This window comes from Rhizobium sp. TBD182, from assembly GCF_001950375.1.
In the GTDB taxonomy this organism is placed as follows: Bacteria; Pseudomonadota; Alphaproteobacteria; order Rhizobiales; family Rhizobiaceae; genus Agrobacterium; species Agrobacterium tumefaciens.
In genome coordinates, this window is sequence record NZ_BDLN01000002.1 from 1 (window position 1) to 17,495 (window position 17,495).

Here is a 17,495-nt window from a genome sequence, read left to right on the forward strand (position 1 = left end):
CGATACCGTCTTCATCACACCAGATGATGCCAAAATCCACAGGTTCGATGACAAGGGCATCGCGATATGACGCCTCAAGTTCAGGCCTCGTCGATCCTGACACCGTTTCGGTCAAAAACATGAAGCCGTTCCTGCGGGAAACCGACCCGCATGGACTTGCCCGGCTGCAACAGCGCCCGATCAGACGAAAACAGCTTGAAGGGCAATCCATGCACGGTCAGGTGCAGGATGATGCCGAGACCCGTCGGCTCGACGAGATCGACGGTCGCCTCGACAGCACCATCCGCAGGCGAGACGGTGACATGTTCCGGCCGGATACCGAGTGTGACCGGCTCACCATCGGCAAGCTTCACGTCGCGGCCGAGTTCGAGGCGTGTGCCATCGCCGAGCACGACGAAACTACCGCCATTCTCCCGCCCGAGCCGTCCTTCCAGAAAATTCATGCCCGGCGAACCGATAAAACCAGCGACGAACAGATTGGCTGGGCGATCGTAGAGATCGAGCGGTGCGCCGATCTGCTGCACATGGCCGGCATTCATCGCGACGATACGGGATGCAAGCGTCATCGCCTCGATCTGGTCATGGGTGACATAAACCGAGGTAGCGCCAAGATCAGCATGCATGCGCTTGATTTCGGCCCGCATCTGCTCGCGAAGCCGTGCATCGAGGTTGGAGAGTGGCTCATCGAACAGAAAGGCCTTAGGCTGGCGCACGATGGCCCGGCCCATGGCGACGCGTTGGCGCTGGCCGCCGGAAAGCGCCTTCGGACGGCGTGCCAGATAGGGATCGAGACCGAGTTTCGCCGAAGCACCGGCCACGGCCGCCGCGATTGTTTCCTTGGTGCTGCGGCGCAGGCGCAGGCTGTAGCTCATATTGTCGGCGACGCTCATATGCGGATAAAGCGCATAGGACTGGAACACCATGGCGATATCCCGGTCCTTCGGCTTGCGGTCGTTGACGCGCTCACCGTCGATGGTCAATTCGCCTGCTGAAATCTCCTCCAGACCGGCGATCATTCGCAGCAGTGTGGATTTTCCGCAGCCGGATGGGCCGACGAGGACGATGAATTCTCCGTCCTCGATCTTCAGATCGACCCCGTGCAGGACCGCAAGGTCGCCATAGGTCTTGCCGACATTCTTCAGCTCGATGGAAGCCATGGGATTATCCTTTCACCGCGCCGGCCGTCAGGCCCTGCACGAGATAACGTTGAATGAGCAGGAAGAAGAGACAGGCCGGAATGAGCGCCAGAACACCCGCCGCCATCATCTGCCCGAAATCGACGGAAAACTTTGAAACGAAGGTCAACAGCCCGACCGGGAATGTGGCGCTCTGGTTGCCCGAAATCAGCATCAGCGCAAACAGCAACTCGCTCCACGCGGCGGTGAAGACGAAGCCCAGCGTCGCAGCGATGCCCGGCAATGTCAGCGGCAGGATGATCTGGCGGAATGCCGTGAAGCGGCTTGCCCCGTCGATCATCGCCGCCTCTTCCAGATCCTTCGGAATACCGTCGAAGAATGACTGCATGAGGAAAGTGGCAAACGGCACGTTGAAGGCGGTGTAGACGATGACGAGACCCGTCAGGCTGTTGGTGAGGCCGAGCGGCGACAGCATCTTGAAGATCGGCGCGACCAGCATGACCAGCGGAAACATCTGGGTAATCAGCATCAGCGCGACGATCCAGTATTTGCCCTTGAAGCGGAACCTCGACAGCGCATAACCGGACAGTGACGAGAGTACCGTAACGGCAAGTGCCGTGGAGCCGGCAACGATGACGCTGTTCTTAAAAAATGTCGGGAAGGCACTGTTTTCTATGACATATCGATAATGATCGAGCGTCGCGTGCGACGGCCACATTCGCACGCCTTCGCTATAAAGCAGGTCATTCGGCGTGACCGAGACCTTGAGCAGCCAGAACAGCGGAAACAGCGCAAAGACGATATAGGCGAGGATCGCCAGGCGATGGGCAAGGGTGAGGAATATCCTTGATGTCATCGGTCAGTCCTTCTCGATAAGGCGTTGGCGCAGGAGCACGATGAGTATGGAATAGGCCAGAAGCAGCACCAGAAGTACCAGCGCGATGGCCGAGGCATAACCGAAATCGAGCCGCCGGAAGGCCTGCGTAAAGATGTAGCTCGCAACGATCTGGGTGCGGTCTGCCGGTCCGCCATTGGTCATGACGATGATGAGATCGGCAAAATTGGCGATCCAGACGGTGCGCAGCAAAACGGTGATGGCGATGGTGGGTGCGAGAAATGGGAGGGTGATAGAAGTAAAGCGCTGCAACGGGTTTGCCCCATCGATGGAAGCGGCCTCGTAAAGATCACGCGGGATCGCCTGAAGTGCGGCAAGCAATGTGATGGCGAAGAAAGGAATGCCCCACCAGACATTGGCGATGATCGGCCCCCACATGGCAAGCTGCGGATCGGCAAGAATATTGTTGGGCGCGGAGAGAAGCCCGAGCGAGACCATCCAGTGCGGCAGCGGTCCTATGACCGGGTTGAACAGCCACGCCCAGTTGAGACCGGCAAGAAAGGTTGGCACGGCCCATGGAAGAAACACCAGCGCCTGGGCCAGCCCCCTGCCCGCGAACGGCTTGTCCAGCAGCAGCGCCAGAATGAGACCAAAGAAAAACTGCAGGAATACCGAAGCCCCCGTCCACCACAGCGTATTTTTCAGCGCCCGGTAAAAGGCCGCATCCTGCGACAGTGCCTCCAGATGTTTCAAGCCAACGAAACCGCCGGAAAAAGGATTGAGCAGCTGCACGTCGCGAAACGCATAGGACAGGCCGAGCACCAGCGGCACCAGCATGACGGCAACAATGAGCACGAGAACCGGCGCACTATAGAGCCAGGGTTCGGCCCAGTCGGCAAAACGCTGCATTGCCGGCTTGCCGGCGCGGTTGCGCGCGGCCACGGGTCCGGCGCCATGGGCATAGGACATGATTGATCGCTCCTGATCGGACGGCGGGGCGGACAGGTTTTTCTAACGCTTCTGGCCAGCCGGTCCGCACGTTTTGAAATGGGGCCTGCCGTTGGTGACAGCCCGCAAGAACGGCCGCGCGGGTTCAAACCTCGCGCGGCCAACCGTGTGGTTTATTTGGAGGCGAGGAACTTCTGCTGCGCCTTCGTCATATAGTCAGCCCATTGCTTGGCGAGGTCTTCCGGTGAGATATCGCCAAGAAGCGCTTCCTGCGATGTCTTGATAACCAGTGAATCCTTGAAGAATGCGAATTCCTCAAGATAGGTCGGCATCTTCGTCGGCACGGCGTTCTTGTCCGCCAGTTCGTCGAACCAGCCCTTGAACTGCTCGCTGGCGTAGAAGGGGTCCTTCTCCGCCGACTTGTGCACCGGCAGCGCACCCGTCTTCTTGTTCCACTCGATATTGCCTTCCGGCCCTTCCAGCGTCTCGACCAGTTTCCAGGAGAGGTCCTTGTTGGCGGATGCCGACATGATCGACCAGCCGGCGAAACCGATGGTCGGGAAGGTCTTGCCGTCAGGTCCCTTCGGCATGGTCATGACGCCGAAATCTTCCGGCTTCATGCGCTGGGCAATTGCGATAAGGGCGTCCGGATCCTGATCGAGGAAGGCGCAGGTGCCGGAATAAAAGCCCGCGACGATCTCGTTGAAGCCCCAGTTGACGCTGTCTTTCGGTGCCAACCCGTTCTTGTAGAGATCGATCACATAGGTCAGGCCTTTCACCCAGCCAGGGCTGTCGAAGGTGGAGGTGCCGTCCTTGGTGAAGAACTCGTTCGATCCCGCCATGGACGCGCCGAACATGACCCAGCCGTTAAGTCCGCCCGGCCCGCCACGCAGGCAATAACCGTATTTGCCGGGAAGTGCTGCAACCTTCTTGGAGGCATCGGCGAATTCGTCGAGCGTCTTCGGCGGCTCCTTCACTCCAGCCTGTTCCAGCAGTTTCTTGTTGTAGAACATGGCCCGGAGATAAAAGCCGTAGGGAAGCATATAGGCCGTGTTCTTCACATCACGGCCCAGTTCCAGCGTGCGTTCACTCAGACCCTTGGTGTATTCCCATTTGGCGAGGTAGGGTTCGAGACTTTCGAGCATGCCGTTATTGGCATAAAGCGAAAGCCAGGTGTCGGGCATTTCCATGACATCAGGCACATCGCCGGCGGAGACCATCGTGGCGAATTTCTGGAAGGCCTCGCTCCAGGGCAGCGAGATGATCTCCACCTTGGTGCCGGGATTGGCACTTTCGAACTTCGAGACGATGCCCTTCAGCGTTTCCGTCCGTTCGGGACTTGTAATGACCTCTACCAGTTTCAAGGTCGTATCCGCCAGCGCCGTTCCGGTCATCAGGGCGGTAAAGATTGCTGCTGCTACCAGTTTTTTCATGTCGTTCTCCCCTTTTTGTCGTCAGTTTTAAGACGCGTCAGACGGCCGAGGCCGCCTTGATCGCGGGTTCGAGATCGTTCCAGAGCGCTTCTGTGCCCTCCAGTCCGACATGCAGGCGCACGGAACGCGCGCTGATGCCGAACGTGTGCGCGGAGTTTGGCTGCGCCTTCTGTTCAAGCACCACTTCACCCGGGACGATCAGGCTTTCATGCCCACCCCAGGAAACACCCAGTTTGAAAAGTTTGAGGCGGTCGGCAAAAGCGCGCACATCCACCCCTTCCTTGAAAATGAAGGAAAACAGGCCGGACGTACCGTTGAGGCCGGGCGGCAGGCGGTTCGCCAATCCCGGATGGCAAACCTTTTCCACCACATCGAGCGCCTGCAGGCGGCTGGCAATATCCAGCGCCGATGCCTGATGCGCCTTCATGCGCAGCGGCAGGGTGCGCAAGCCGCGGATGAGCAACCACGCATCGAAGGGCGACATCTTGCCACCGAGATAGGGATAGGTCTCTGCACGAATGCGGTCGATCATTGCCTTTGAACCGGCAACCACGCCGGAGACCACATCGCTGTGCCCGCCGAGATATTTCGACGCCGAATGCACGACGAGATCCACACCGAGCGAGATCGGCTGCTGGAAGACAGGGCTTGCCCAGGAATTATCGATGACGGTGACGGCGCCATGGCGCTTGCCGATCGCGGCGAGCGCACCGACATCATGGGCCTCCATCACCCAGCTGGTCGGGCTTTCCATGTAGAAGAGCTTCGCGCCGGGCATAGCCTTTTCAACCGCCGCCTCGTCGCGGCCGTCGACATAGACCACCTCGACATTCATGCGCTTCATGAAGGTGCCAAACAGGCGAAACGCATCGGGATAGACATGGCGCACCGCGACGATGCGGTCACCCGGCGAAACGAAGGAGAGAACGGTGGAGGAAATGGCCGACATGCCGCTGGCGAAGCCAAGCGCATCTTCCGCGCCCTCAAGCTTTGCCAGCATTTCCTCAAACATCCTGACGGTCGGGTTGAGCCCTCGCGTATAGACCGGCCGCACCTTTTCGCCGCGATAGGTGGAAACCATTTCGTCGTAGCTGGAAAAGGTGAAAAGCGAAGTCTGCACAAGGGGCGGCACCACAGCTTCGAAAGCGTGGGTCTCGTCATGGGCGACGATCAGGGAGGCGGGATCGAAGAGATCGTTGCCTTGGTTCATTTCGACATGTCCTTGATATCCTCCTCGACGACAGCGAGGATTTTCAGTGTTTCTTCACGGGCGGTCTCCGCATCGCCGGCGGCGATGGCGTTGAACAGCGTGCGGTGAAAGGGGAAGGAGCGGCTTGCAAAGTCCGGCCGGTCGAAAGGCTTCAGCCAGAAACGTTCGAAACCTTCGCGCATCTGCTCGAGCAGCTGCTTGAACAGCGAATTATGCGTGGCGTCATAGATGGAGAGGTGGAAGGCAAGGTCGGCCTTGCCGGACGTGCCTTCAGCCAGATGCACCCGCTCCATCTCATCGAGCCGCGCTTCCATCGTGGCGATATCCTCCACCGTGCGCCGGCGCGCCGCAGCCATCGAGGCCTCAACCTCGATGCCACGCCGGACTTCCAACGTCATCAACAACGCATCGCGCAGGCTTTCGGCATCGATGGAGATAGGCATATGCACGGTTGCGGCGGAAATCGGCTTAAGCAGATAATTGCCGCTGCCCTTGCGGCTGTCGATAACGCCCAGCGCCTGAAACTTACGGATGACCTCGCGAATGGTGGAACGGCCGACACCCAGCGCCACCATCAGCTCTCGCTCGGCCGGCAACCGATCTCCAGCCTTCAGTCCCGCCCTCTCGACGTAATCGGAGAGTGCCGCCTCGACTTGGCGCACACGGTCGCTGGGTGGAATAGGCTGCATCAGTTCGCGGCTGGATCTATCCAAGACTTACCCTTTGAATTGGTCTGACATCTTACCATTTCAAACGGCTGATCGATTGTCAACGGGGAACGCAAGCAGCCTAAACAGGGAGATCACATCCCTGTGGAACCGCGTATTCGGGGAAAAATAGAAGGAAATTAGAGATTTGGGCGTTGGTAACGCTGGAGAAGGCTTACCGGCTGGGCAAAATTTGCGAGACGGCACAATCGACCGTAGGGCCTAGGACAGAAGGAAAAAACTTCTCCTCCGTCGTGCTCGGGCCTATCGCGAGCATCTGCCAGCTATTGATTTTACGATACGTGACTGGATCCTCGGAATGGGCCTGAGGATGACATCGAGTGTGGGGATACGTTAGTCAGGTGTCTGAGGGTGGCTGGTGCCACCCTCGCCCGTTTTGTCTTCTTACTGGCTAAGCACGGCCGCCTTGATGGTATCGATGTTGTGGTTGACCATATCGATATAGGTTGCGGCCGGGCCGTCGGCTGTCGAGAGCGCGTCGGAATAAAGCGTTCCGCCAACTTTCAGGCCGGTTTCCTTGGCAATCTGGTCCATCAACCGCTTGTCGGTGATGTTTTCGACGAAGATCGCCGAAGCCTTGTCGTGCTTGATCTGATCCACCAGCTTGGCGACGTCGGCGGCAGACGCTTCGGAATCCGTCGAGATACCTTCCGGCGCCAGGAATTCGAGACCATAGGCATGCTCGAAATAACCGAAGGCATCATGTGAGGTGATGATGTTGCGTTTTTCCGGCGGAATGGCGGCGATCTCGGTCTTCACCTTCTCGTTCAAAGCCGCGAGCTTGGCGATATAGGCCTGTGAATTGGCGGTGTAAGTTGCGCAACCGGCCTTGTCGACCTCGCAAAATGCGCCAGCGATGTTCTTCACGTATATTTCCGCATTCTTGATTGACTGCCAGGCATGCGGATCGAATTCACCGTGATTGTGTCCCTCATGGTCATGCGCTTCCTCTGCCTTGTGGTCGTGACCCGCCTCTTCCTCGGCTTCCGGATGTGCGTGACCGGCTGGCTCGTCGGAAATCCTGAGGGGTTTCACGCCCTTTGTCAGCTCCACCACCGGCGCCTTTGTGCCGCTGGTATCGATCAGCCGCTTCAGGAAGCCTTCGAATGCAAGGCCGTTCACCAGCACAACATCCGCCTTGCTGACGGCAACGGCATCGGCCGGGCGCGGCTCGTAAACATGCGCGTCGCCGTCAGGTCCGACGATCGTGGTGATTTCGACGCGGTTGCCGCCGACATTCTTCGCGAAGTCGGCAATGATCGAGAAGCTGGCCACGACCTTGAGTTCAGCCGCAGAAGCCTGCGCCATCAGGACTGGGGAAAGGGAGAGAAGGCTTACGCAGGTAGCAAGACGTAGGGTTTGGAACATGAAGGGTTCTCCTTTTTTCAAACGCTGTTTTCAGGCCGTTCTGTGACGACCGGAACCGAGAAGATCGCGAAGCACACCGCGTGTGCCGACGACGATGGACAGGACATAGATGACGCCTGCGGACAGGATGATCGCCGGACCTGATGGCAGCGACGCGTGATAGGACAGAAGCAGGCCTGCAAAACACGAGACCATGCCGATGCCGATCGAGATGAAGCACATTGGCGCGACGCGATTGGACCAGAAGCGGCTGGCGGCAGCGGGCAGCATCATCAGGCCAACCGAAAGCAGGGTTCCGAGCGCCTGAAACCCGCCGACCAGATTGAGGACGACGATGGCGAGGAAGAGGAAGTGCACGGGGCTCCCCCAGTTGCTGACCGAGCGCAGAAACAGGGGATCGAGGCATTCCGCCAGCAGCGCGCGCCAGAAAACCATCATCACCGTCAGTGTGACGACACAGATACCGCCGATGAGGCCGAGCGCTTCATTGTTCAGTGCCAGCACCGTGCCGAAAAGCACATGCATGAGATCGACACTGGAGCCGCGCCAGGAGACGAGCAGCACGCCGAGTGCCAGAGAAATGAGGTAAAAGGCTGCAAGCGAGGCGTCCTCCTTCTGGATGGTGAAGCGCGAAACCGCACCGGCACCCAGTGCCACCAGAAGACCGACGACCAGCCCGCCGATGGTCATCGGCAAAATCTCCAACCCGTAAAACAGAAAGCCCACCGCCGCCCCCGGCAAAATGGCGTGCGACATGGCATCACCCGTCAGGCTCATGCGGCGCAGCATCAGAAACACCCCGACCGGCCCGCAACTGACAGCAAGGATCAAGGCACCGGCAAGCGCACGCTGCATGAAGACATACTGGATGAATGGCTCGATGAATAAATCAGACATGGATATGCGAATGCGCCTGCGAGTGTTTGTGGAAATCCTGCGGCTTTTCCGCCAGGTCGGCGTTCACCGTCGCTGCTGCGGGTTCGCACCATGGGGCGTCGCCGTCCCATGCCTCGTGAAACCGTCGTGCCTGCTGCATCATTTCGGGCCTTAGAACCTCCCGTGTCGGGCCAAAGCCCACCAACCGTCTGGCAAGCAGAAGCGTTTGCGGAAAATGCTGACGCACCAGCTCGTAGTCATGAAGAACGGCCAGAACCGTGCGCCCCTCGGCAACCCATGCTTTGATCAGCACCATTAGATCGGCGACGGTGCGCTCATCGACAGCGTTGAAGGGCTCATCCAGCAAAATCAGCTGCGCATCCTGCAACATGGCGCGGGCAAAAAGGGCGCGCTGCATCTGGCCGCCGGAGAGTGAATCGATATTGCGTTTTTCAAAGCCGGAAAGTCCGACCGCTTCCAGCACATGGGCCATGGCCGCCCGGTCCGACTGGCGATGGCGAGCGAGCAGGCCGCGTTTGGGCCAGAGACCAAGCGCGACCAGATCGCGCACCTGTGCCGGAAAGGAACGGTCGAGTTCAGACTGCTGCGGTAGATAGGCGACGGAAACGCCTGGAGTAACCCGGCATTCACCGCCAAGTGGCTTCAAAATGCCGGCGATGCCCTTCATCAGCGTCGATTTTCCCGACCCATTGGCGCCGATCACCGCCGTGAGCGACCCTTTGGCAATATCGCCATCCAGATGATGCACCGCCGCGCGGCCGGCATATCCGAGTGTCAGATTTTTAAAGGCAAGGCACGGATCGTTCATCGATCCCTCCGGGGCATGATGTCATTTGATGACCCCCTCATATGTAATGTTATTACATTCGTCAAACAAATATGTAATGAAATAACATTAACTATCGGAAAGGTAGGCTCCATCTCACATTGGACGAAACCTCCAGGATCACCTCGGGGGTATGGTCGTGCCAGGTTCTGGATTCCAAGGACAAGCCGAAGGAAGCATCCGGCAAGCAATCTTCCTAAAGCCAGTTGACACGTTGCGCTTATGTAATGTTATTACGTTACACGCAACAAGCGATGTGACCACCAGCCCCGTCGTTCTCTACCGCAAGTCGTGACGACGATGACTCCCACGCTACCACCGCTAATAAAACGAGGCCCGCATGTCGAAAAAACTTCCCGTCACTGTCCTCTCCGGCTTTCTTGGTGCCGGAAAGACAACGCTTCTCAACCATATTCTCGCCAACCGCGACGGTCTGCGGGTCGCGTTGATCGTCAACGACATGAGCGAGATCAATATCGATGCGGCGCTTGTGCGAGATGGCGGCGCCAATCTCTCGCGCACCGAGGAACAGCTTGTGGAAATGACCAATGGCTGCATCTGTTGCACGCTGCGCGACGACCTTCTGAATGAGGTACGCGCGCTCGCCGAGCAGGGCCGGTTCGATTATCTGCTGATCGAATCCACCGGCATCGCCGAGCCGCTGCCAGTGGCCGCCACTTTCGATTTTCGCGATGAAAACGGTCGCAGCCTTTCCGATGTCGCGCATCTGGACACGATGGTAACGGTGGTGGATGCCGCCAATCTTCTCAACGACTACGGTTCCTCTGACTTTCTTGCCGACCGTGGTGAGACGGCAGGCGAAGGCGACAACCGAACCATCGTAGACCTCCTGGTCGAGCAGATCGAATTTGCCGATGTCGTCGTCCTCAACAAGATCGGCACTGCCACGCCGGATGAGCGGGACGCCGCCCGCAAGATCATCGTCGGGCTGAACCCGGATGCGAAACTCATTGAGGCCGATTTCGGCAAGGTGGAACTGAAGGAGGTGCTGGGCACCGGCCGCTTCGATTTCGCCAAGGCCGAAGAACACCCGCTGTGGTTCAAGGAGTTGCACGGTTTCAAGGACCACATTCCCGAAACCGAGGAATATGGCATCCGCTCCTTCGTTTACCGCGCCAGGAAGCCTTTCGATCCCGTGCTGTTCCAACGTTTTATCGACCGCGCCTGGCCCGGTGTGGTGCGCGCCAAAGGCTTCTTCTGGCTGGCCACGCGGCCAGCTTATGTCGGCGAGATAAGCCAGGCCGGCGCACTGGTGCGCACCGGCAAGATGGGCCTTTGGTGGTCCGCCGTGCCGAGCGAGCAATGGCCGCGCGAGCAGCAGTTCCTCGACATGATGAAGCCCTATCTCGACCCGGTCTTTGGCGACCGTCGGCAGGAAATCGTCTTCATCGGTTCCGATCCCATGAGCGAAGCGCGCATCCGCGCGCAGCTCGATGCATGCCTGATTGACACAGATGCCTTCACCCCGGACGCATGGCGACACCTGCCCGACCCCTTCGCCAGCTGGGACCGGCAGGCGGCTTGATTGGTTCTCAACTCCGACCTTTTTGACCAGTGCATGCCTCTTTCGCCTTCTCCCCGACGGGGAGAAGGTATCGGCAACGCAATTCAAAGAAAATTCAGTGTCACCAGCGTCAGCACAAGATAACGCCCAACCTTGGCAATGGTAACAAGCAAAAGAAAGACCGGCAGCGGCTCCTTCATGATGCCGGCCGCAACCGTCAGCGGATCGCCGATAAGCGGCGCCCAGCTGAGCAGCAGCGACCACTTGCCGTAACGCCTGTACCAGTTCTGGGCACGTTGCAGCGCGGCTTCCCCCACAGGAAACCACCGCCGATGCCGGAAGCGTTCGATGCCACGGCCGAGCAGCCAGTTGGCGAGGGATCCGGCGACATTGCCGGCGCTGGCAACAGTAACCAGCAGCCAGACCGGCTGGGACTTCAAAAGGATCAGGCCGGCAAGTGCGGCCTCCGACTGCATGGGCAGGATGGTTGCCGCGACAAAAGCCGTCAGAAACAAACCCGCATATACCGCCAGATCGGCCATTCCGTACCCTTCACCTTTAGCGAATCCCGCTGCTCCTGAAGTGCCGGATGACGACACCTGTCGTCAAGCGCCATGGCGTTCGATACAGACGGCCTTACGGAGGATTGGCGGCGACGGCTCTGACGATATCATCACGCTCTATATCCAGCAGCGCCTGGTGAATTGAGAATTGCCGGGTTTTGCCGGATGCGGACAAAACGAGGATTACCGTTTCCTTCGGCGGGCAATCCGGCTGTACGCAGGCAATCTCGTTGACGGAAACGATCTCGTCTTCGCGGAGGGCAAGCAGTTCCCGCGTCCAGTGTTTCAGAAGACGGGCCTTAGAGACTATCGTAGAGCCGCTGCGTGCAAGCGGATTTGCTCTTGCCGTCATCGGGAAACCCTTCTTGCCGCATGCGAGGCCAATGCCTCGAAAAGATCGCGGATCGGCTGCTGCGGCATATCCATGCCGATGAGGACAACACGGGTTGCACGGTTGCCATCTGGCCAGCTTTCCAGACGGCTAAGCGGATAAAGCCGGTGCTGCACGGCATGGGCGACCACTGGACGGTCCGGATCATCCGTCGCACCGAAAATTCCCTTGAGCCGCAGCAGACCGGAATGCACATTGCTGGTGACGAGTTCGAGAAAGGTAACGATCGCCTGCGGATCGAAAGCCCCATCGAACGTCAAATCGAACGCCTCTACCCCCGCACCATGACGGTTGATATCGTGCCCGTGCGCGGCATGCAGGCTCAGCCTGTCGGCGGCAAGCCAGCCCGTCACGTCTTCCGGCTTGTTACGCAACGAATAATCCGCCGGCGCAAACAGCGACATCAGATTGAAGTCGCGCGCGTTGCGGTCATGCAGACGCGCGGCAGGATTGAGATCGGAGAGGCTCTCACAGCCCATCTCCGCCCCGTCAGTGAGATCGGTTTTGGTCAAAACAATGTGATCGGCAAAGGCAAGCTGTTTCCAGCCCTCGATGAAACTGTCGAGCATCGCCTGGCCGGAGGTAATGTCGAAAGCAGTAACGACACCGGAGAGATGAAAGTGGCGGGCGACGATATGGTCGCGCAGGCCGGCGGCAGGCGTACCGCCGGGAATCAGGCTGTTGATGATCGGCGCAGGATCGGCAAGGCCGGTGGTTTCAATGACGACACGAGATATTTCCGGCACCACCCCTTCCAGAAAGGCCTGATGCAACTCGTAAAGCGAGGTGCGGATATCGCTGGTGGCGGTGCAGCAGATGCAGCCGGTCGTGGTCCTGAAATAACGCTCCGAACCGGTGCGGACCAGGCCGTGATCGATGGGCACCGAACCGAATTCGTTGACGATGACGGCGGCACCACGCATTTCCGGTTCGCTCAGAAGCTCGTTCAGAAGCGTGGTCTTGCCCGCCCCCAGAAAGCCGGTAAGCAGTGTGACAGGCACCGTTCCGGTGGATGGGGTGACGGACGAGACGTCTTCTGGTGCAACCGCCTTCTTCCGCTTCATTCCGAACACATCCGCACCTTCAAGCAGCAAATCTTGGAGAGACTTAATACGTAATGTAATAACATATCAATACCCCTTGTTAGAAGTTCCTCTTGAACATGGCCTCGGCAGACCGCTTCCGGTATCCCGTCCCGAGCCATGCCCACAAGCACACGAAAAAACCAAAGCGGACCCAAAATGGAATAATAAAACCGTTTCGTTCACTTTCGTTTTTTTCGTTCCACCATCTATTGCATTTTCATTAGAGTTCGCTTTAAATCAGGCCGCTAATACAGAAAAGCTCGCCCGCAGCTATATCGAGGAGGATAGGCTGCAATAAGGGGCTGTATCTTTTACTGTTTTTAAAATGGGAGGAATCGCCTTGAAAAAACTCAGCTACCGTCTTGCTGCGGCATCTGCGCTTTCGTTTTTTGTCACATCGAACGCATTCGCCGCGACGGAAATTCAATGGTGGCATGCCATGACCGGCGCCAATAACGAGGTCGTGGACGCGCTCGCGAAAGAGTTCAACGATAGCCAGACAAACTACAAGATCATGCCCGTCTTCAAGGGCACCTATCCGGAAACCCTGAATGCCGGCATTGCGGCCTTCCGCGCCAAGCAGCCGCCGGCGATCATTCAGGTCTTCGACGCCGGTTCCGGCGTGATGATGGGTGCTGCCGGCGCAATCAAACCGGTGGCGGAAGTACTGAAGGAAGGCGGCTACACCTTCAACAAGGAAGAATATCTGGCCGGCATCGTCGCCTATTATTCCAAGCCTGACGGCACCATGCTGTCCTTCCCCTATAATTCGTCCTCGCCGATCCTGTATTACAACAAGGACACCTTCCAGAAGGCAGGCCTTGATCCGGCAAATCCGCCGAAGACCTGGCCGGAAGTTTTCGAAGCGGCCAAGAAGATCAAGACAAGCGGCGCTGCCCAATGCGGCTTCACCTCAACATGGTTGACCTGGATCCAGACCGAAAACTTTGCCGCATGGAACAACGTCTCCTATGGCAGCAATGAAAACGGGCTGGGCGGCACCGATGTGAAGCTTGCCGTCAACGCGCCGCTCTTCGTCGAACACTTCCAGGCCATTGCCGACCTTGCGAAAGACGGCACCTTCCGTTACGGCGGGCGCACTTCGGAAGCCAAGCAGCTGTTCATGTCCGGCGAATGCGGCATCCTTACCGAATCCTCCGGCGGCCTTGGCGATATCATCAAGACCGGCATGAATTACGGTATCGGCCAGCTTCCCTATTACGAGGGTCATGGTCCGCAGAACACCATTCCCGGCGGCGCGAGCCTCTGGGTCTTCGGCGGCAAGAGCGATGCCGAATATAAAGGTGTGGCCGAGTTCTTCCATTTCCTTTCCCAGACCAAGATCCAGTCTCGTCTGCATCAGGTCTCCGGATACATGCCGGTAACGATCGCGGCCTATGAGGAAACCAAGAAATCCGGCTTCTATGACAAGAATCCCGGCCGCGAAACGCCACTTCTGCAGATGATGGGCAAGCCACCGACAGAAAACTCCAAGGGCGTGCGCCTCGTGAACCTGCCGCAGGTCCGCGACATCATGAACGAAGAGTTCGAGGCGATGCTGGCCGGCAAGCAGGACGCGAAATCCGCACTCGACAAGATTGTCACGCGCGGTGATGCGGCCATCAAGCAGGCAACCGGCAACTAAACGATCCCTGCCCCCGCCCGCATCCTTACCCGGTGCGGGCGGTATTCCCATTTCATCAGGAGATCGCCGTGCAAAGCGTCGTATTCCCCAACAAGATCCTGCCCTATCTGCTGGTCGCGCCACAGATCATCCTGACGGTGATCTTTTTCTTCTGGCCCGCAAGTCAGGCACTCTACCAGTCGACCATGCGCGAGGATGCCTTCGGGCTGAACAGCAATTTCGTCGGGCTGGCCAATTTTTCCGCCGTACTTTCGGATGACAGCTATCTGAACGCGCTGCACGTCACGGTCATTTTCAGCGTCCTGACCGCACTTGTCTCGATGGGGCTGGCATTACTTCTGGCAACGGCGGCAGACCGCGTGGTGCGCGGCAAGGGTTTTTACCGCACCATGATGATCATGCCCTATGCTGTGGCACCCGCCGTCGCTGGCATGCTGTGGCTGTTCATGTTCAATCCGGCCATGGGAACCTTCTCCTATATCCTGCGCCGCAACGGCATCATGTGGGACCCGCTGCTCAACGGCAATCAGGCCATGCTGCTCGTGGTCGCAGCCGCCGCATGGAAGCAGATCAGCTACAATTTCCTGTTTTTTGTCGCAGGCTTGCAGGCAATTCCGAAATCATTGCTGGAGGCGGCCTCCATTGACGGCGCACGTGGTTCGCGGCGCTTCTGGACTATCGTTTTCCCGCTGCTGGCGCCGACAACCTTCTTCCTGCTGGTCGTCAACACCGTCTATGCCTTCTTCGATACGTTCGGCATCATCCACGCAGTTACTGGCGGCGGCCCTGCCAAGGCGACGGAAACACTGGTCTACAAGGTCTACAATGATGGCTTCGTTAACCTGAACCTCGGCTCTTCCGCCGCGCAATCCGTCATCCTGATGGTGATCGTCATTGCGTTGACCGCCTTCCAGTTCCGCTTCGTCGAGAAGCGCGTGCACTACGGCTGAGGATTTCCTGATGATTGAAAATCGCCCGGTCGCCCGCGTGATCGCCCATCTGATGCTGGTTCTCGGCATCATCATCGTGGCCTTCCCGATCTACTACACCTTCATCGCGTCATCCATGACGTCGAATGACATCATTCGCCCACCGATGTCGCTGCTGCCCGGCGACCATCTTGGTGAAAACTATACAGACGCCATGGTCGGCGGCGTCGAAAGAGTGGTCGGCGTCAGCCTTGAACGGCTGCTGTTCAACAGCTTCGTGGTGGCGCTCGCCATTGCCATCGGCAAGATCGTCATTTCTTTCCTGTCGGCTTTCGCAATCGTGTTTTTCCGTTTTCCCTTCCGCATGGGCTTCTTCTGGATGATCTTCATCACGCTCATGCTGCCGGTCGAGGTGCGTATCCTGCCCACCTACAAGGTCATCGTCGACCTCGGGCTTATCGATACCTATGCGGGACTGACGCTTCCGCTGATGGCGTCCGCGACGGCGACGTTCCTGTTCCGGCAGTTTTTCCTGACCATTCCCGGCGAAATGGTCGAGGCGGCTCGTATCGACAATGCAGGGCCGTTCCGCTTCATGCGCGATATTCTGCTGCCGCTGTCGAAAACCAATATCGCCGCTCTCTTCGTGATCCTGTTCATCTATGGCTGGACCCAGTATCTCTGGCCGCTGCTCGTGACCAACGACGCCAAGATGAACACGATCATCATCGGCCTCAAGCGCATGGTGGATTTCACCGACGCTTCGACGCCCTGGAATTATGTGATGGTGACGGCGATCCTCGCCATCATCCCCCCGATTATCGTTGTGGTGCTGATGCAGCGCTGGTTCGTCAAAGGTTTGGTGGAGACCGAGAAGTAATGGCAAAAATTGCGCTGAAAGACGTCCGCAAGGTTTACGGCGGCAATGTCGACGCCATCAAGGGCGTATCGATGGATATAGCCGATGGCGAGATGATCGTATTGGTCGGCCCCTCTGGCTGCGGAAAATCGACATTGCTGCGCATGATCGCCGGGCTGGAAAGCATATCGGGCGGTGAGATCGTCATCGGCGACCGCGTCGTCAACGATCTCGAACCGTCAGACCGTGATATTGCCATGGTGTTCCAGAACTACGCGCTATACCCGCATATGACAGTGCGGCAGAACCTCGCCTATGACCTCAAGAACCGCAACACGCCGAAGGACGAGATCGACCGGCGTATCACCGAGGCAGCCAAGGCGCTGGAAATCGAACAATATCTGGAGCGCAGGCCGCGCCAGCTCTCGGGTGGCCAGCGCCAGCGCGTGGCGATGGGCCGTGCCATCGTGCGCAAGCCCGCCGCATTCCTGTTCGATGAGCCGCTGTCCAACCTCGATGCCAAGCTGCGCGTGCAGATGCGCGTCGAAATCCGCCGCCTGCAACGCTCTCTCGCCACCACCAGCGTCTACGTAACCCATGATCAGATGGAAGCCATGACGCTGGCCGACCGCCTGGTGGTGCTAAATGCCGGCCGCATCGAGCAGATCGGCACTCCGATCGAGCTTTACGAAAAACCGGCCACCACCTTCGTCGCCACCTTCATCGGTTCGCCCTCCATGAACCTCCTGCCCTACGGCCCCCCATCGGCTAACGGCGCATCCGGGTGGTCGGTGAATGGATCAGGCGCGCTGCCGCAAACCACCGCAACACTGGGCATCCGTCCGGAAGACATTACGCTCGCGGAAACAGAAGTTCCCGATGCCGCTTTCACTGGCACCGTGCGGGTGGACGCCGTGGAATTGGTGGGCGCGGAAAGCTACGTGCATGGCTCCTTCACCGACGGCACCACCATCGTCTTCCGCGTTCCTGGCCGTTCGCAGCTTGGCATCGGCGAGAACCTGCGGATTGCCGCCCAGACGAAGGACTTCCATCTGTTCGATGCGGCGGGGAAGCGGATTTAGGGTCTTACGAAGGACAAGGAGACACCCGCCTCTCG

General features: G+C 58.5%; 17 protein-coding genes. 5 read left to right on the top strand and 12 right to left on the bottom strand.

What is annotated here, in order from left to right; translation table 11 throughout:
* Positions 1-80: 80 nt before the first annotated feature.
* From T18_RS08835 to aztA, 9 genes are all read right to left on the bottom strand, one after another.
* Positions 81-1,157: an ABC transporter ATP-binding protein gene (locus T18_RS08835; RefSeq protein ID WP_025595914.1), complete on the bottom strand. Its 1,077-nt coding sequence runs from the start codon at positions 1,155-1,157 to the stop codon at positions 81-83.
* A gap of 4 nt (positions 1,158-1,161) precedes the next feature.
* Positions 1,162-1,992, bottom strand: a complete 831-nt coding sequence (locus T18_RS08840; protein ID WP_003510396.1) for a carbohydrate ABC transporter permease — start codon at positions 1,990-1,992, stop codon at positions 1,162-1,164.
* Positions 1,993-1,995: 3 nt separating this feature from the next.
* Positions 1,996-2,940, bottom strand: a complete 945-nt coding sequence (locus T18_RS08845; protein WP_038493862.1) for a carbohydrate ABC transporter permease — start codon at positions 2,938-2,940, stop codon at positions 1,996-1,998.
* A 152-nt stretch (positions 2,941-3,092) separates the two neighbouring features.
* Positions 3,093-4,352 carry an ABC transporter substrate-binding protein gene (locus T18_RS08850; protein WP_019564577.1) on the bottom strand — a complete coding sequence of 420 codons (1,260 nt, stop codon included), beginning with the start codon at positions 4,350-4,352 and terminating at the stop codon, positions 3,093-3,095.
* 37 nt (positions 4,353-4,389) lie between these two features.
* Positions 4,390-5,562 (bottom strand): PLP-dependent transferase, encoded by a 1,173-nt coding sequence (locus tag T18_RS08855; RefSeq protein ID WP_025595912.1) that lies wholly within the window; start codon positions 5,560-5,562, stop codon positions 4,390-4,392.
* The gene (locus T18_RS08860; protein ID WP_003510624.1) at positions 5,559-6,251 is read right to left on the bottom strand and encodes a FadR/GntR family transcriptional regulator; all 693 of its coding nucleotides are present in this window, start codon (positions 6,249-6,251) and stop codon (positions 5,559-5,561) included. The genes T18_RS08855 and T18_RS08860 overlap by 4 nt, the downstream gene beginning before the upstream one ends.
* Before the next feature lie 423 nt (positions 6,252-6,674).
* Positions 6,675-7,658 carry a zinc ABC transporter substrate-binding protein AztC gene (aztC, locus tag T18_RS08865; protein ID WP_003510626.1) on the bottom strand — a complete coding sequence of 328 codons (984 nt, stop codon included), beginning with the start codon at positions 7,656-7,658 and terminating at the stop codon, positions 6,675-6,677.
* A 30-nt stretch (positions 7,659-7,688) separates the two neighbouring features.
* Positions 7,689-8,555, bottom strand: coding sequence for a zinc ABC transporter permease AztB (aztB, locus tag T18_RS08870; RefSeq protein ID WP_029658870.1), 867 nt, complete (start codon positions 8,553-8,555; stop codon positions 7,689-7,691).
* The gene (aztA, locus tag T18_RS08875; protein ID WP_038493871.1) at positions 8,548-9,363 is read right to left on the bottom strand and encodes a zinc ABC transporter ATP-binding protein AztA; all 816 of its coding nucleotides are present in this window, start codon (positions 9,361-9,363) and stop codon (positions 8,548-8,550) included. Before aztA ends, aztB begins: the two co-directional genes overlap by 8 nt.
* A 358-nt stretch (positions 9,364-9,721) precedes the next feature.
* Here aztA and zigA point away from each other — a divergent pair, with 358 nt between their 5' ends.
* A complete protein-coding gene (zigA, locus tag T18_RS08880) occupies positions 9,722-10,927 on the top strand; it encodes a zinc metallochaperone GTPase ZigA (protein ID WP_003510636.1) in 1,206 nt (401 codons plus the stop codon).
* Positions 10,928-11,010: 83 nt separating this feature from the next.
* Here the strand turns inward: zigA and T18_RS08885 are convergent, their stop codons facing one another.
* From T18_RS08885 to T18_RS08895, 3 genes are all read right to left on the bottom strand, one after another.
* Positions 11,011-11,448 carry a YqaA family protein gene (locus tag T18_RS08885; protein ID WP_003510639.1) on the bottom strand — a complete coding sequence of 146 codons (438 nt, stop codon included), beginning with the start codon at positions 11,446-11,448 and terminating at the stop codon, positions 11,011-11,013.
* A gap of 94 nt (positions 11,449-11,542) precedes the next feature.
* Positions 11,543-11,821, bottom strand: coding sequence for a hypothetical protein (locus tag T18_RS08890; RefSeq protein WP_038493874.1), 279 nt, complete (start codon positions 11,819-11,821; stop codon positions 11,543-11,545).
* Positions 11,818-12,924, bottom strand: a complete 1,107-nt coding sequence (locus T18_RS08895; RefSeq protein ID WP_038495778.1) for a CobW family GTP-binding protein — start codon at positions 12,922-12,924, stop codon at positions 11,818-11,820. Before T18_RS08895 ends, T18_RS08890 begins: the two co-directional genes overlap by 4 nt.
* A 355-nt stretch (positions 12,925-13,279) precedes the next feature.
* Between T18_RS08895 and ugpB the strand changes: the two genes are divergently transcribed.
* The 4 genes from ugpB to T18_RS08915 all read left to right on the top strand — a co-directional run bounded on the left by ugpB (position 13,280) and on the right by T18_RS08915 (position 17,460).
* Positions 13,280-14,590, top strand: coding sequence for a sn-glycerol-3-phosphate ABC transporter substrate-binding protein UgpB (gene ugpB, locus T18_RS08900; RefSeq protein WP_173865420.1), 1,311 nt, complete (start codon positions 13,280-13,282; stop codon positions 14,588-14,590).
* A 68-nt stretch (positions 14,591-14,658) separates the two neighbouring features.
* Positions 14,659-15,540, top strand: coding sequence for a sn-glycerol-3-phosphate ABC transporter permease UgpA (gene ugpA / locus T18_RS08905; protein ID WP_038493877.1), 882 nt, complete (start codon positions 14,659-14,661; stop codon positions 15,538-15,540).
* A gap of 10 nt (positions 15,541-15,550) precedes the next feature.
* Positions 15,551-16,399 carry a sn-glycerol-3-phosphate ABC transporter permease UgpE gene (gene ugpE / locus T18_RS08910; protein ID WP_003510648.1) on the top strand — a complete coding sequence of 283 codons (849 nt, stop codon included), beginning with the start codon at positions 15,551-15,553 and terminating at the stop codon, positions 16,397-16,399.
* The gene (locus tag T18_RS08915) at positions 16,399-17,460 is read left to right on the top strand and encodes a sn-glycerol-3-phosphate import ATP-binding protein UgpC (protein ID WP_038493880.1); all 1,062 of its coding nucleotides are present in this window, start codon (positions 16,399-16,401) and stop codon (positions 17,458-17,460) included. Before ugpE ends, T18_RS08915 begins: the two co-directional genes overlap by 1 nt.
* The last annotated feature ends 35 nt before the right edge of the window (positions 17,461-17,495 follow it).

What these genes read in the sequence shown, in the direction of transcription:
- T18_RS08835 (WP_025595914.1), bottom strand. Translation starts at nt 1,157, where the DNA reads ATGGCTTCCATCGAGCTGAAGAATGTCGGCAAGACCTATGGCGACCTT.
- T18_RS08840 (WP_003510396.1), bottom strand. Translation starts at nt 1,992, where the DNA reads ATGACATCAAGGATATTCCTCACCCTTGCCCATCGCCTGGCGATCCTC.
- T18_RS08845 (WP_038493862.1), bottom strand. Translation starts at nt 2,940, where the DNA reads ATGTCCTATGCCCATGGCGCCGGACCCGTGGCCGCGCGCAACCGCGCC.
- T18_RS08850 (WP_019564577.1), bottom strand. Translation starts at nt 4,352, where the DNA reads ATGAAAAAACTGGTAGCAGCAGCAATCTTTACCGCCCTGATGACCGGA.
- T18_RS08855 (WP_025595912.1), bottom strand. Translation starts at nt 5,562, where the DNA reads ATGAACCAAGGCAACGATCTCTTCGATCCCGCCTCCCTGATCGTCGCC.
- T18_RS08860 (WP_003510624.1), bottom strand. Translation starts at nt 6,251, where the DNA reads ATGCAGCCTATTCCACCCAGCGACCGTGTGCGCCAAGTCGAGGCGGCA.
- aztC (WP_003510626.1), bottom strand. Translation starts at nt 7,658, where the DNA reads ATGTTCCAAACCCTACGTCTTGCTACCTGCGTAAGCCTTCTCTCCCTT.
- aztB (WP_029658870.1), bottom strand. Translation starts at nt 8,555, where the DNA reads ATGTCTGATTTATTCATCGAGCCATTCATCCAGTATGTCTTCATGCAG.
- aztA (WP_038493871.1), bottom strand. Translation starts at nt 9,363, where the DNA reads ATGAACGATCCGTGCCTTGCCTTTAAAAATCTGACACTCGGATATGCC.
- zigA (WP_003510636.1), top strand. Translation starts at nt 9,722, where the DNA reads ATGTCGAAAAAACTTCCCGTCACTGTCCTCTCCGGCTTTCTTGGTGCC.
- T18_RS08885 (WP_003510639.1), bottom strand. Translation starts at nt 11,448, where the DNA reads ATGGCCGATCTGGCGGTATATGCGGGTTTGTTTCTGACGGCTTTTGTC.
- T18_RS08890 (WP_038493874.1), bottom strand. Translation starts at nt 11,821, where the DNA reads ATGACGGCAAGAGCAAATCCGCTTGCACGCAGCGGCTCTACGATAGTC.
- T18_RS08895 (WP_038495778.1), bottom strand. Translation starts at nt 12,924, where the DNA reads ATGAAGCGGAAGAAGGCGGTTGCACCAGAAGACGTCTCGTCCGTCACC.
- ugpE (WP_003510648.1), top strand. Translation starts at nt 15,551, where the DNA reads ATGATTGAAAATCGCCCGGTCGCCCGCGTGATCGCCCATCTGATGCTG.
- T18_RS08915 (WP_038493880.1), top strand. Translation starts at nt 16,399, where the DNA reads ATGGCAAAAATTGCGCTGAAAGACGTCCGCAAGGTTTACGGCGGCAAT.